Genomic DNA, 13,069 nt, shown 5'->3' with positions numbered 1-13,069 from the left:
TATTACAATCAAAAAAGCTTCCGGAAAATTTACTTCCAGAAGCTTTTATTATGTAGATAAAATTACTTAGTTATAATAAACTTTTTGGTAATCGTTTTGTTACCCGTATTAACCTCTAAAAAGTACATCCCATTAGGTAAACGTGTTACATTGATTTTCTCTTCAGATAATTGATCTTGCATTACCGTTTGCCCCATATAATTGACAATTCTAAAGGATACATTTTTTTGATTTATATTTTTTAAAAATAACACTCCATCTTTTATTGGATTCGGATACAATACCAAATTATTTATCAAAGAAGGTTCATTTCCTTTAGAAAGTAAAGTAGTACTAATATTTACGGTATAGTCTTCTACTTCTCCGTAAGTAAAGGTATCACATGGTCCAGATGCTGTACTGTATTTCATAGACACACGCATTCTTGTATTACCTGCCACAGCTGTGGTAGGAACATCAAAATTAAAAGATTGATTAGCGCTACTATTAGATAAATTTGATACAATCTGCTCAGCAGCATCAAAAGTCCCATTTTGATTATAATCAATCCATATACTCCAATATTCTCTGTATGCCGTATTTGCAAAGCCAGCACTTACTACAATTGTATTTGTTCCTGTTCCAATATTTGCAACTAAATTGGTAAAATCTCCATACCCCGCATTTGCAGCTGTCGCATTTGTAATACCTCCTAATTCTACATAATCGATATACTCATAACTTACATTATTCCCTTTAGAAGCACAGTATGTAATTGAAACATCTGATGTGGTTGCACTAGCTGTATTACTAGATGAAGAAATATTTCCTGCTGCATCTTTGGCCTTTACAGAAAAAGTATAGCTAGTATTAGGAGTCAATCCAGTAACAGTATAACTGGTGCTTGTCGCGGTTGTAATCAAAGTAGCGCCTTGGTATACTTCATATCCCGATACTCCTATATTATCTGTCGAAGCATTCCAGGATAACCCAATAGTAGTCGAAGTAACCGACGATGTTGAGAGTCCAGTTGGTACAGAAGGAGCTTCTGTATCAGGAGCAGAAGATTTTATGCTAATATTATCTATTGCCATATCACTTCTAAAACTTGTTCCTGTAGTGCCCTTAAATTGTAGTTTTATGACCGATCCGGCGTAAGCAGTAAGATCGATTGTAGCTTGGTTCCAACTATTGCCCAGATCCCCGCTCTTTGTCCATAATGATGTATAATTAGCTCCATCATCTGTACTCACTAAGACTTCCATAGTTCCCATATTAGATCCGTACATATGATATCCAAATTCTAAAGAAATACCAGAAAGAGTTGCCAAATCAATACAAGGACTATTAAGAAGTGCTGTTTTATTTGGACTTCCTGGTGGTGTAACATTTGTAGATGCTTCGGTATATAGATAAAACGTACCATCTTGAGCCGACGAAGGTCCTGTTGACGATGAGGAAGTTCCTCCAGAATCTCGTGTCCAATTAATATCATCTCCGGTAGCATTAGTCCAAAGGCCCAAACCAGTTTCAAAACTTTCTGTATATGGGAAACTATTTATCCCTGTACAAGCCTGAGTATCTGTAGTTGTAAAGTTTATTAAAGTACTATAAGGAGAACTTGCTCCTCCTGCGCAATTACTTCTTACCTGAGCTTCATATTGAGTTGAAGCAATTAACCCGGTTATGTTAATTGTATTTGTATTGGAAGACAAAGTGGTCCAATTCGACCCCCCTGTTGCACGATACCTTACATCATATGTAGCTCCAGAATTAGCATTCCAGTTCAATGTTGCTGTTGTAGGTTGTATATTTGATGCTGCTAATCCTGTTGGTGCTACTCCAGCAATAGGCGTTAATTGAACATTTTTAACCACAGCAGCATAATCTGCTACTGTTACCCCGGTTAAAGTAAGTGATTCATAACATTCTGCTTCGTATAAAAGATCATAAGTTCCTGCTTTTATTGGTCTGTAATAATCTCCTTCTGGTAATTCTGTGGGTGTCCAGGAATCATAACTCTCACGACCTACAACGGTTACTTTGGCTTGTATTGGCTGGTTGGTTGCTGCATCGGTTACTACTCCGCGAATACCATAATTTATTTGTTTCAAAAATGCCAGAAGAGCTTCTCTATTATAGTTCCAATAATTTACTAATTGGCTAGCAGCAGGAGTTTTATTGTTTGACAGTTCAACAGTTACCTCCCTTCCTTTCTGATTATATATTTGGTAATCCTGTCTACCTCCTTGTACTTCATACCAGGCATACCCGTTTGTAATACCGTTATTTTGTCCGGTAAAATATCCCGAAGGGCTATTAGCCTGACAGTGATCTCTGTATTCTTTAGATACATAAATAAAGTAATCCTCATCGGGATGTGCTCCTGCGTATGTATCCCACGGGTAGTTGATTAATTCTATTCCGCCATGAAAATTAGCAGACAATACAAAATGTTTAGTATCTGCAAAATTCATAAAAGCAACGGTTTCTGTCTGATAACTATTACCATCTGGATGCGCCCCATCATCTGGATCAGGATAATTTCTATTTAAATCTACATTATTGGCATTTCCTCGGGTAGCATTAGCTACAGATGTGTTATTTGCACTATTGCGATATGTACCATCAGGATTTGCCAATGGATTAATCCATACCTCATTATTATCTAAAAGGTTTTTGATCTCGGCATGTTTTGGATGACTTGTATTGTTATAAGCTCCAAGTAAATAATCAATAAGATTAAGCATCATAGGATATCCGGCGATCTCATCACCATGCATAGAAGAAGTATACATTACTCGAGGTTCTTGCTCGTTTTGGTTTACATTATCTGATAATTTCACAAATAATATTGATTTATCGCCTTCTCCCGTGGCTCCTATATTTTCTACTTTACATAAAGATGGATTATTAGTGGCAAAATCATTCATCATTGTTACATAATCAGCATATGTTGGGTATGCAGTAAGTGGAAATGTAGCAGCTTTTATCGCTAGATCAGAAGTCATGGTCCTATATCCTATGATATTATCTTCTGAAGTGACTGTAAAAGGAACATTCTTTTGTAAGAAAGAAGAAAACTGGCTTTTATTTGCCATTACTTTAACGCTATTGGTATTTTCATCAAAATGAACAATAGCTAATTCTTTGGTAATAGTACTTAATTCTGTTTTGTTGTTGATTGTGAAGCTAAAAATTACTTCACCCTTTAGGTTCAGATATTCATTGGCGAGCTCTTTATTACTTTTTTGCGCAAAAAGAGAAATGCTCATGGTGCAATACACCAACAGCATTAACATGATGTTTTTTTTCATTGGTTTTAAGAGTAATTTAAATTGAGTTAATATTTAGGTTTTAATGATATCGTGTAATAAATATCAAACCTAAAGGTACTAAATTCGTGAGAATTAAGTAGAAACGTTTTTTTCTTTGTTATTGGAGAAAGTCCCTATTAGTTCTTTCTTGTAGAAAACAATATAAAAAAACAACACAAAATAATTACTACAAATACACCATATACCCCCTCTGTTTTCACTACATCACCATCCAGTTCGTTGTAGAGGTCTCGGGAGTAATTTCGACTTCGTAATCTCCCAAATCTCCTATTTTTTCTGGTAGCTTTCCTTGGGAAAGAGCATTAAACATAGGTGTAGGATCGGCATCGAATGTAACTACTCTAAGAGTTTCATCCATTAGAGTATCTAGTACAGCAACTTCATAATTAAGTAATCGATCTAACCAAGGAAGCTTATAGTCTTTATGTATTAGATAAGCAGCAAAATTCTTAGCTTCTTTATGACTTAGTTGTTCGGGAGGATAATGTTTCCAAAAATCATTAAGAATAGCAGCAAATACTTCCATCCCTAACACTAACATCATATATCGTGTTGTAAGCTTAAAAATTCGAGCTACCATAGAAGCTCTAAATTCTTTTATTAGCTTTTGATATATTTTAATTCTATCTTCATTCTTTAGCACATCATGTTCATCTACTCGACCAATAACATGATTACCTAGCATATTTTCCCATGCGATAGGATCAAATTCCTGGCTAAGTTTTTGAATATTACACACCGTCTTAGGCAATTTTTCTTCTTCAGAAATATGATACAGCTCCTTTCTGTTTTCCCAAAGCTCTCTTACTTTTTCCATTTCAGAAATAATAAGGGCATCACCAACTACAGGAATATAAGAATCAAATATTTCATAAGTAACAGCCTTTAAATTAGTAAGGTCTGGTAAAATTTCTTTTGTTATAGCAAGTAACCTTTTATCTATAGGTCCAGAATGAGAATCCATCCATAAATTATTTAATTCGGTTCCTCCTGCAATATGCATTTCTACTACATGTTCTAGTGGTATTTCTTTTAAGAAGTCTGTAATACTTTGACGACCATTTAATTGGTTAGCAAAAATATTATGAATATCCAGTAGTATTCCACATCCTGTTTCTCTACATAATTCTGCAACAAAACTTCCATCATTCATTTCATAACTATTGGGTTTTAGATAATTTACCCCGGTTTCAATTGCTATTGGTTTTCCTATTTTATCTTGAAGATACTTTATGTTTCGTATGGCTAATTTCAGTCCTTTTTTTGTTTGACAAGGTGGAAGAAAAAAACCAGTATTAAATTCGGTAGTGGCATTAAAACTAAGATGCTCTGTTACCCAGGGACTCTCAAAAAGAGTTGTAGCATATTTTATTAATGCTAACTGATCATTTTTGGGCAGTAAGCTTCCTCCTACAGGCGCTCCTATACTATGTACTAATTTATGATGTGGTAGTTTATGTATTTCTTCAAAAACTTCTGTTGGCACCTTCAAATTGTCATTTTCATCTCTGATGCACAATGTTTGAGGTTCTATTTCAAACGTATCAATTAGCCCGCTAGGGAAATTAATATTGGCCACTGTAGGCGAGTAAATAATGCCTACCCCTAATTGTGGTAGGCATTCTAATTCTAGCGTTTTTTCAATTACACCCATGATTTGTTTTAAAAATTAAAATCAAACTGGTTTTGAAAGAATATATCATTCCCAGAACAACATGCCAAGCATCCTATTTCTTCAAAAATACTTTTTATAGCTTCATCAATCTTACCAATATCATAAGATACTGCCGGGGACACCCCAACATTTAGAGTTTTTGTTGCTATTAATTTACTAGGTTGTGGAGAAGGATCTCTAAAAGCCAGTGATCGTGAAACTACATTTTCTCTCGGGTCTAAAACATAATCTCTAATCGTCTGAAAATAGCAATCTACACCAGAGAAACATTTTGGACATCCCAATTCATCTAACAGCTCATAAATACTATTTTGAAAGGCTTTTGCATCATATGCAACTTTTGCTGGGATTGATAATCTTACTGCCCCTCTTCCCACTCTTTGATTACTTTTCATCTTTTTTTGTGTTTTAATTATTAATCACATAAAAATACTCACACAATCAATTGTAAAACAGAGTTTTACAACTATAAAACATAAGGTAAACACCCCATAAATATATGGGTGTTATACTCCTTAAAAATCTACAGTAATATTAACAGTGTTTGCTAAAGTAATATGACCAAAATGCCGTATATTTAAGGATAGATCTCTTCTTGTCAACACATTACACATGTAGACAATACACACACATTTTATTACTTAAAAACCTTTAAATCTAAAATTATGAGTATCTCACAAGCATCCCCTAAAAGTAAAATGGAAAGACCAAACTTTAAGGACCAATATGATAATTATATTGGAGGAAAATGGACCTCACCAGTAAAAGGCCTATATTTTGAAAACATCTCTCCGGTTGACGGAGTTAGCTTTACCAAAGTGGCTCGTTCTACCAGTGAAGATATAGAACTTGCAATTGACGCTGCATGGGCTGCTGCACCAGAGTGGAACAATTCTTCTGCCACATATCGTAGTAACTGTTTATTAAAAATTGCAACGGTATTAGAAGAAAATCTAGAAGTATTAGCCCGGGCAGAAACCTGGGATAATGGAAAAGCATTACGCGAAACTCTTGCTGCAGATCTTCCATTGGCGATTGATCATTTTAGATATTTTGCAGGAGTAATTCGTGCAGAAGAAGGCTCGGTTAGTGAACTCGACGCCAATACGGTCTCTATAAATGTACCAGAACCTCTGGGAGTTGTTGGGCAAATTATCCCATGGAATTTCCCTTTATTAATGGCCACTTGGAAAATTGCCCCAGCACTGGCAGCAGGAAACTGTGTTATTTTAAAACCAGCAGAACAAACTCCTGTAGGGATTATGATTTTAATGGAACTTATCGAAGGTATACTTCCTGCTGGTGTTCTTAATGTAGTAAATGGTTTTGGAGTTGAAGCAGGTAAACCGTTAGCATCAAGTCCACGTATTAATAAAATAGCCTTTACCGGAGAAACTACTACAGGGCAGCTTATCATGCAATATGCATCAAAAAATATAATTCCGGTAACTCTGGAACTTGGAGGGAAATCGCCAAATATCTTTTTTGAAAGTATCATGGAGGCTGATGATGAGTTTTTTGATAAGTCTTTAGAAGGAGCAGTAATGTTTGCTCTCAATCAAGGAGAAGTATGTACTTGCCCTTCCAGAATTTTAATTCAGGAAAGTATATATGACCAATTTATAGAACGTGTTATTGAGCGTACAGAAGCTATTAAATTAGGACATCCATTAGACCCCGAAACGATGATGGGAGCTCAGGCTTCTAATGATCAATATGAAAAAATACTAAACTATCTTTCTATTGGAAAAGAAGAAGGATGCGAAGTATTAACAGGAGGAGAATCTGCTTATATCGAAGGGCTCGAAAATGGTTACTATATAAAACCTACACTTCTAAAAGGGAATAACAAAATGCGCGTATTTCAGGAAGAAATCTTTGGTCCTGTAGCATGTGTTACTACGTTTAAAGATCAGGCAGAAGCTATTGAGATAGCTAACGATACATTATATGGATTAGGTGCCGGAGTATGGACTCGTGATACTCATCAGGCTTATCAGGTTTCGAGAGCAGTACAGGCAGGTCGTGTTTGGGTAAATTGCTATCATACCTACCCAGCACATGCTCCTTTTGGAGGGTATAAAAAATCTGGAATTGGTAGAGAAACTCACAAAATGATGCTTAATCACTACCGCCAAACTAAAAATATGCTCATATCTTACGATAAAAAAGCGATGGGCTTCTTCTAAAAAATAAAAAAATGATATCACGTATTAAGATTACCGATGCAGCAAAAGCTGTAATCGATACCCTTACTGCAAAACACGGGGAGTTGATGTTTCATCAAAGTGGAGGATGCTGTGATGGCTCCTCCCCGATGTGTTTTCAAAAAGGAGAATTAATGATTAATGAAACAGATATCTGGCTGGGCAATATTCATGGTTGTGACTTTTATATGTCTGAAGACCAATTCGAATATTGGAAACATACACAATTAACTATGGATATTGTAAAAGGTAGGGGATCTAGTTTTTCACTCGAAATCCCTATGGGAATTCGTTTTATCATCAAATCAAGAATATATACCGAACAAGAAATGAAAGAGCTAAGTGCTATCCACGTTGGTGAAATATAGATGATCAAACAGCAAGTGATATCTACTATTCGATATAACATGATAGTAACATTAATTATTTATATTAGTCTATATTAAAAATGAATGAATGACCTTAATTCTGGATTTTATCTTAGTAGTTGGTATTACTATTACTGTTTTAATTCTATTTTTATTAATAAAATCAAAAGAAAAGCAATTACCTAAGTATATTCTTATCGTTCTATTTGTTTTTCTACTATTTGTTTCTATATTTTTTTACGCCGATTTACACGACATCCATGTATTACAATGGATAAGCTTTGTTCCTTTCGATATTACGCAGTGGTTAATAGGGCCATTATTATTTTTATACATTAAATCTTTGTTTCATAAAAAGGAAAAATTGATAAGGAACACCATAGTACACTTTATCCCGTTTGGTATTTATCTTGCGCTTATTTCAATTCCTGAACTAATATCAGATATCATTAAAAAACCAGTATTTAATTATTTAGATTTTTATTTCAAACATTCCATTATAGAAGCAGAACTCTCTAATGTATATACTATTTTTTACTTATTATTATCTTTCAAATTATTTTCCCGCTATAGAAAAGCCATGAAATCTAATTATTCTAATCTTACCGAGAAAGATGTTGGGTGGATTAAACATTTATTATTAGGTAGTGGGATAGTTATTAGTATTGATTTACTAATATTGCTCTTTCAGCATATTTTTGATTATCCAGATACAGATCATGGCTATATCACGGTTATAGCAATGATACTTCTCATTTCATACTTAGGATACTATGGTATAAATCAATCAAAAGTATTGTTGCCAGATTTTTTAATCCTTGAAGATACTCTCGAAACTACCAAAAAAGAACGTATTCATCACTTATCAAATTCGACTGATGCAGAACTTTCTGAACTAAGATTAAAGCTAGAACAGGTACTAAAAAATGAAAAACCATATCTAGATGAAGAACTTACTCTTATAAAATTAGCTCAACTCATCCCCACTACAGATAAAAAACTTTCTGCTCTTTTAAACCAGTATATGAATGTCTCTTTCTACGATATTATTAATACCTATCGTGTAAACGCTGTAAAAGAAAAAATAAATTCTGCTAAATACGAAAACTATACACTTTTAGGAATCGCTTATGAATGTGGTTTCAGTTCTAAAACCAGTTTTTACAGGATATTTAAAAAAGAAACGGGGGTTTCTCCTTCAGAATATAAAAATAGCCTTTAATCATTCTTTATTTTTATAAAAATTGGTTCCAATGTATCCATTGGAACGCTTGATACTTATTTTATTTTTTGATTTGTGGTAGAAAATATTCTAATACATGATAAAGATAATTCTAATAATAGCCCTGTTTGTGCTAAATCAGATATATTCACAGAATAATGATAATGAAGAGCATATTAACTCTTTGACCTGCGAATTAAAAATGTTACAAAAACAAGGGTATATTAATGGTTTTTCTGTTGCTATTGTAAATAAAGATGCTGTTTTATATAAAAAAGGGTTTGGGTATGCAGATGTGTCAAAGAAAAAGGAATATACACCTCATACCATACAAAATATTGCTTCGGTTTCTAAAACATTAATTGGTATTGCTTTAATGAAAGTTCAGGAACAAGGAAAACTTAATCTTGATGATCCTGTAAACATACATTTACCTTTTAATGTGATCAATCCTCACTACCCTCAAACACCAATAACAATTAGGCATTTAGCTACGCATACATCAACAATACTAGACACCAAATACTATGACAAATCTTATATTCTGAAAAATAATAAAGGAACAGATAAAGGTATACTCATGAAAAAATATCGAATTTTTAATGATCCCGAAGAAACTATTGCTCTACCGATTTTTTTGAAAAATTTACTTTCTATAGATGGAGAATGGTACAAAAAGAGAAACTATCTCAAAAATAAACCTGGATCTATTTTTAAATATAGCAATATAGGAGCTACTTTGGCTGCTTATATTATAGAGCGTGTAACGGGGATTCCGTATGATGAGTATACTATTACGCATATCTTAAAACCATTAGGTATGGATGCATCGGGTTGGTCATTTGATACCATAGATATGGATAACCACTCTGTACTTTATTCAAGTAGTAATGATAGTTTACCAAAATATTCTCTTATTACATATCCCGATGGAGGTTTATTAACAGATATAACTGATTTCAGCAAGTATCTTATCGAACTCATTAAAGGATATTATGGAGCAGGCACTTTACTTGATAAAAACAGTTATACAGAACTATTTAAAGAACAGCTATCTTCTAAAAATTTACCAAACAGAAATACAAAAAACCCATACAATGAAGAGTATAATAGTGGTCTTTTTATGGGGATAACTCCTGTTGGCTATATAGGACATACTGGTAGTGATCCTGGAACAGAGACCTATATGTTTTTTAACTCCAAAACCGGAACAGGTAAGATATTAGTAATAAATACGGCTATTGTTACAAAAGAAGATTACAGGCATTACAAATCTATAATGAGTGTTTTGGACAAGTACGAACGTCTTCTAACATACGAATCAAAGATATAACCGATAAAGCTACTTGTTTTTAGTTCCTACCAAAATCCAAATCGTTTTATCTGTTTCATTTTTCCATTTTCCAAAACCCTTAATTTCTTTAGAGATCAAAAACCCTGCTTTTTGTAATTCCTTCTTCACATATTTTAAAGACAACGTATGTGCTTCGGTCTGCTCTGCCCTTGATGTATTAAGCATATGTTTTTTAAATTTCTCAATGATTACAATCCTTCCTCCTTGTTTTAGTGCATTTTTTATATGATCCAGAATTTTCATATAATCATCCATCTCATGATATGTATCCATTACAACAACTACATCTAATGCTTCATTTGGTAATTTAGGGTTATCATAATCTCCAACTACAGTTTTTATATTTCGAAGTTTACGATCTTTAATATACTTATTTAATTTTTCGATCCTATCTTCTCGTACATCTACCGCATAGACTTTTCCTGATTCTCCTACTTTTTGAGCCAGATGCATCGTAAAATACCCTTCGTGACAACCAACATCTGCAACTGCATTACCTTGCTCTACTCCTGCAAGTTTAAAGATTTCTGGTACATTCATCCAGGTATCTCTTTCTTCCCAATCTGTTTTTTTGTATTGGGCATAACTCATCTCTACTATCGATATTAAAACTAACAAAACCAAAAACTGTACTCTTTGTTGTCGCATACTAAATATTTTTACAACTGCTTTAGTTTTCAAAATACTTTTTAATTGGATACAGTAGGCTCATTTTATGAAAATTTTGTGTTTTAAACACGTCGATATTAGTCTATAAATACTCGATCTTCTCCTTTAAATTCGGGAGTTTGCACAGAAATTACTTTCAACGGTATTTTGGATAAGACTTTTACAGCATGTATAGTTTGTTCTGGTATAGTAACCCAATCCCCTTTTTGTACTATAATTTCTTTATCATTTAATTGTACACTTGCTTTACCTTCTAAAACTAATACTTGTTCGGTATGTTTTATATGTTTATGGGGTTTGACATTCTTTTTAATCCATATTACAAAAGTCGAAGTATGTGTATCGGTATACACTTTCTTAACTAGTATATTATCATAGTCCCGATCGGGCTCAAAATCCAGAATTGCATTTTTAGTTTGTGCAAAAAGCCCTGTTGAAATGATAAAACAACAAATAATGGATATAACGTTCATGAATTTCTTTTTTAGCGAATTAGATTACGATTTTTCGGATTCAAACTTTGCTCCTGTAGGTGCACGATATCCTGAAAAAGGGAGTTTTAATAATTTACCCACATTTGCATTTGAATCCACATCCGGATAGGTATCTACCCCATATATCAAATCCTCATTTTGTATTTTGGCAAAAGTGCCGAAAATTCTATCCCAGATAGAAAAGATATTCCCATAATTTGTATCTGTATATGGCAATACATAGTGATGGTGTACTTTATGCATATCTGGAGAAACTATAATCCAACTTATCATATCATCTACTTTTTTTGGTAAGGATATATTAGCGTGATTAAATTGAGATAATACTACAGATAAAGATTGATACAACATAATTATACCTATAGGCGCTCCTACAATAAATACGGCCAAAGTGGTAAATAAAAATCGAATAATGCTTTCTCCGGGATGATGCCTATTAGCCGTTGTGGTATCTACATGATTATCGGTATGATGTATAAGATGAAACATCCATAATGGTTTTATGATATGTTGAACATAATGTGCCAACCAGGCCCCTATTAGATCTAGTAAAGCAATACCTAGTATTATTGTAGCCCATAACGGTAATGCTAACCATTGTAATACTCCAAATTGGTTAACCACTGTCCAATCACTAGTTTTAAGTAATATGAAAGCCAATACAAAATTGATAACTATAGTTGTTAGTGTAAAAAATATATTGGGCCATGCATGTCTAAACTTTTTATAATTAAATTTAAACAAAGGCATAGCATATTCTATAAGCCAGAAAAAAGTAATCCCTCCTACTAAAATTAAACTACGATGAGATGATGGTATCGTTTCAAAATAATTAATTATACTTTCCATACACACAAAATATTCTATTTTTAATAATTAGACAATTGTTTTTCTATAAATGTGGTGGATATAATGGTGGTTTGCTTAATAAGCAACCAAAAAGTTGCGTATTAAATATTTTTATTTATATTTGCAACCATATAGTTGCATATTAATCTAAAAACTTAATACATATGAAAGATGTAATAATCAAAGAGAAAATACTTAATCACCCTATCGATAAAGTATGGAACGCTATAACCGATGCCAAAGAGATTTCGACCTGGTTTATAGAAGCAGATTTTAAAGCTGAAAAAGGATATCAATATATCTTTAACGCTTCTGGAGGAGATTGCTCTCCTATAAAAGGTGAAGTAAAACAAGCAAATCCCTATACTTTAGTATATTCGTGGATTGTAACAGAAAAACCAATAGAAACTACTGTTAAATGGGTATTAGAAGAAACCGAAGGAGGAACTAAACTATACCTAGAGCATTCTGGTATTTCTGGTTACAAAGGAGAAACTGCTGTTGAAATGTTTAATAGTTTTAATGGCGGATGGGATAATTGTATTTCGGGATTAACCGATTACCTTAAACAAATGGTTCATGCAGGATAGAATCACCACAATATTAAAAGCTGTTGCGGATCCCACCAGACGTGAAATTTTTCACGCTTTGGTGGTTGCAGCTACTGCCCTACCTATAACTCAGATATCAAGTCAATTCGATATTAGTCGCCAGGGTATTACCAAACATCTAAAAACCCTAGAAGGAGCAGGTTTGATTAATATAGATACTAAAGGAAGAGAACGTTTTTGCCAGGCCAATGCCAATCCATTGAAAGAAGTAAATCAATGGTTAAAATTTTACGAACAATTCTGGGATGGTGCTCTAGATGATTTAAGTAAATATTTAGACAATATGTCTTAATATTATAATGT

At 33.4% G+C, this 13,069-nt stretch carries 12 protein-coding genes; 6 read left to right on the top strand and 6 right to left on the bottom strand.

Annotated features, from left to right (window positions below; translation table 11 throughout):
- Positions 1 to 62 precede the first annotated feature (62 nt).
- The 3 genes from Z053_RS29810 to Z053_RS0104380 all read right to left on the bottom strand — a co-directional run bounded on the left by Z053_RS29810 (position 63) and on the right by Z053_RS0104380 (position 5,387).
- A complete protein-coding gene (locus Z053_RS29810; protein WP_025663824.1) occupies positions 63 to 3,296 on the bottom strand; it encodes a M14 family zinc carboxypeptidase in 3,234 nt (1,077 codons plus the stop codon).
- Between the two features lie 220 nt (positions 3,297 to 3,516).
- On the bottom strand, positions 3,517 to 4,971 hold the full coding sequence (locus Z053_RS0104385; RefSeq protein ID WP_025663823.1) for a DUF692 domain-containing protein: 1,455 nt from the start codon (positions 4,969 to 4,971) through the stop codon (positions 3,517 to 3,519).
- Positions 4,972 to 4,979: 8 nt separating this feature from the next.
- Positions 4,980 to 5,387: an immunoglobulin domain-containing family protein gene (locus Z053_RS0104380; RefSeq protein ID WP_025663822.1), complete on the bottom strand. Its 408-nt coding sequence runs from the start codon at positions 5,385 to 5,387 to the stop codon at positions 4,980 to 4,982.
- Positions 5,388 to 5,657: 270 nt separating this feature from the next.
- Between Z053_RS0104380 and Z053_RS0104375 the strand changes: the two genes are divergently transcribed.
- The 4 genes from Z053_RS0104375 to Z053_RS0104360 all read left to right on the top strand — a co-directional run bounded on the left by Z053_RS0104375 (position 5,658) and on the right by Z053_RS0104360 (position 10,122).
- The gene (locus Z053_RS0104375; protein ID WP_025663821.1) at positions 5,658 to 7,181 is read left to right on the top strand and encodes an aldehyde dehydrogenase family protein; all 1,524 of its coding nucleotides are present in this window, start codon (positions 5,658 to 5,660) and stop codon (positions 7,179 to 7,181) included.
- An 11-nt stretch (positions 7,182 to 7,192) separates the two neighbouring features.
- Positions 7,193 to 7,567 carry a DUF779 domain-containing protein gene (locus Z053_RS0104370; protein ID WP_025663820.1) on the top strand — a complete coding sequence of 125 codons (375 nt, stop codon included), beginning with the start codon at positions 7,193 to 7,195 and terminating at the stop codon, positions 7,565 to 7,567.
- Between the two features lie 88 nt (positions 7,568 to 7,655).
- On the top strand, positions 7,656 to 8,789 hold the full coding sequence (locus Z053_RS0104365) for a helix-turn-helix domain-containing protein (RefSeq protein ID WP_025663819.1): 1,134 nt from the start codon (positions 7,656 to 7,658) through the stop codon (positions 8,787 to 8,789).
- A 97-nt stretch (positions 8,790 to 8,886) separates the two neighbouring features.
- The gene (locus Z053_RS0104360) at positions 8,887 to 10,122 is read left to right on the top strand and encodes a serine hydrolase domain-containing protein (protein WP_025663818.1); all 1,236 of its coding nucleotides are present in this window, start codon (positions 8,887 to 8,889) and stop codon (positions 10,120 to 10,122) included.
- 9 nt (positions 10,123 to 10,131) lie between these two features.
- Here the strand turns inward: Z053_RS0104360 and Z053_RS0104355 are convergent, their stop codons facing one another.
- The 3 genes from Z053_RS0104355 to Z053_RS0104345 all read right to left on the bottom strand — a co-directional run bounded on the left by Z053_RS0104355 (position 10,132) and on the right by Z053_RS0104345 (position 12,155).
- Positions 10,132 to 10,791, bottom strand: coding sequence for a class I SAM-dependent methyltransferase (locus Z053_RS0104355; protein ID WP_035094968.1), 660 nt, complete (start codon positions 10,789 to 10,791; stop codon positions 10,132 to 10,134).
- A gap of 98 nt (positions 10,792 to 10,889) precedes the next feature.
- Entirely contained in the window at positions 10,890 to 11,285 is a 396-nt protein-coding gene (locus Z053_RS0104350; protein WP_025663816.1) for a cupin domain-containing protein, read from the bottom strand.
- Between the two features lie 24 nt (positions 11,286 to 11,309).
- Positions 11,310 to 12,155: a sterol desaturase family protein gene (locus tag Z053_RS0104345; protein ID WP_025663815.1), complete on the bottom strand. Its 846-nt coding sequence runs from the start codon at positions 12,153 to 12,155 to the stop codon at positions 11,310 to 11,312.
- Between the two features lie 164 nt (positions 12,156 to 12,319).
- Here Z053_RS0104345 and Z053_RS29805 point away from each other — a divergent pair, with 164 nt between their 5' ends.
- Together Z053_RS29805 and Z053_RS0104335 are read left to right on the top strand one after the other, a co-directional pair.
- Complete coding sequence (locus tag Z053_RS29805; protein ID WP_025663814.1) at positions 12,320 to 12,745, top strand: SRPBCC family protein; 426 nt, start codon at positions 12,320 to 12,322, stop codon at positions 12,743 to 12,745.
- Positions 12,735 to 13,058, top strand: coding sequence for an ArsR/SmtB family transcription factor (locus Z053_RS0104335; protein WP_025663813.1), 324 nt, complete (start codon positions 12,735 to 12,737; stop codon positions 13,056 to 13,058). Before Z053_RS29805 ends, Z053_RS0104335 begins: the two co-directional genes overlap by 11 nt.
- The last annotated feature ends 11 nt before the right edge of the window (positions 13,059 to 13,069 follow it).

This window comes from Aquimarina megaterium XH134 (genome assembly GCF_000520975.1).
In the GTDB taxonomy this organism is placed as follows: domain Bacteria; phylum Bacteroidota; class Bacteroidia; order Flavobacteriales; family Flavobacteriaceae; genus Aquimarina; species Aquimarina megaterium.
Note: the sequence above shows the minus strand (reverse complement) of the source record. Positions and strands in the feature narration are given on the sequence as shown.

Coding starts and splice junctions, on each gene's coding strand:
- Z053_RS0104385 (WP_025663823.1), bottom strand. CDS start 4,971: ATGGGTGTAATTGAAAAAACGCTAGAATTAGAATGCCTACCACAATTA.
- Z053_RS29810 (WP_025663824.1), bottom strand. CDS start 3,296: ATGAAAAAAAACATCATGTTAATGCTGTTGGTGTATTGCACCATGAGC.
- Z053_RS0104355 (WP_035094968.1), bottom strand. CDS start 10,791: ATGCGACAACAAAGAGTACAGTTTTTGGTTTTGTTAGTTTTAATATCG.
- Z053_RS0104370 (WP_025663820.1), top strand. CDS start 7,193: ATGATATCACGTATTAAGATTACCGATGCAGCAAAAGCTGTAATCGAT.
- Z053_RS0104360 (WP_025663818.1), top strand. CDS start 8,887: ATGATAAAGATAATTCTAATAATAGCCCTGTTTGTGCTAAATCAGATA.
- Z053_RS0104365 (WP_025663819.1), top strand. CDS start 7,656: ATGACCTTAATTCTGGATTTTATCTTAGTAGTTGGTATTACTATTACT.
- Z053_RS29805 (WP_025663814.1), top strand. CDS start 12,320: ATGAAAGATGTAATAATCAAAGAGAAAATACTTAATCACCCTATCGAT.
- Z053_RS0104375 (WP_025663821.1), top strand. CDS start 5,658: ATGAGTATCTCACAAGCATCCCCTAAAAGTAAAATGGAAAGACCAAAC.
- Z053_RS0104335 (WP_025663813.1), top strand. CDS start 12,735: ATGCAGGATAGAATCACCACAATATTAAAAGCTGTTGCGGATCCCACC.
- Z053_RS0104380 (WP_025663822.1), bottom strand. CDS start 5,387: ATGAAAAGTAATCAAAGAGTGGGAAGAGGGGCAGTAAGATTATCAATC.
- Z053_RS0104350 (WP_025663816.1), bottom strand. CDS start 11,285: ATGAACGTTATATCCATTATTTGTTGTTTTATCATTTCAACAGGGCTT.
- Z053_RS0104345 (WP_025663815.1), bottom strand. CDS start 12,155: ATGGAAAGTATAATTAATTATTTTGAAACGATACCATCATCTCATCGT.